Origin of the sequence: Streptomyces sp. SID12501, from assembly GCF_010550245.1 — a bacterium.
Classification (GTDB): domain Bacteria; phylum Actinomycetota; class Actinomycetes; order Streptomycetales; family Streptomycetaceae; genus Streptomyces.
In genome coordinates, this window is record NZ_JAAGLU010001070.1 from 1 (window position 1) to 384 (window position 384).

A 384-nucleotide genomic window follows, 5' to 3' on the forward strand; every position below is an offset into this window, starting at 1 on the left:
CGTGTCCGGTGTGTTGTCGTTGGCGGACGCGTGCACGTTGGTGGCGGCGCGTGGTCGGTTGATGCAGGCGCTGCCGGCGGGTGGTGTGATGATCGCGTTGGAGGCGGCGGAGGACGAGGTCCTGCCGTTGCTGTCGGATCGGGTGAGCATCGCTGCGATCAATGGTCCGCGTGCGGTGGTCATCGCGGGTGACGAGGACGCGGCCGTCGCGGTCGTGGATGCTTTGGCCGGTCGTAAGTCCAAGCGGCTCTCGGTCAGTCACGCGTTCCACTCGCCGCACATGGACGGCATGTTGGAGGCGTTCCGTCAGGTGGTGGCGGGCCTGTCGTTCTCCGCCCCGAGCATTCCGATCGTCTCCAACCTGGCCGCCGCGCTGCTCGCCGT

At 68.0% G+C, this 384-nt stretch carries 1 protein-coding gene; it reads left to right on the forward strand.

Translation table 11 applies throughout. The features are described from left to right. Positions 1-384: acyltransferase domain-containing protein (locus G3I71_RS49865; RefSeq protein WP_164325612.1), on the forward strand; the 384-nt coding region annotated here is incomplete at both ends.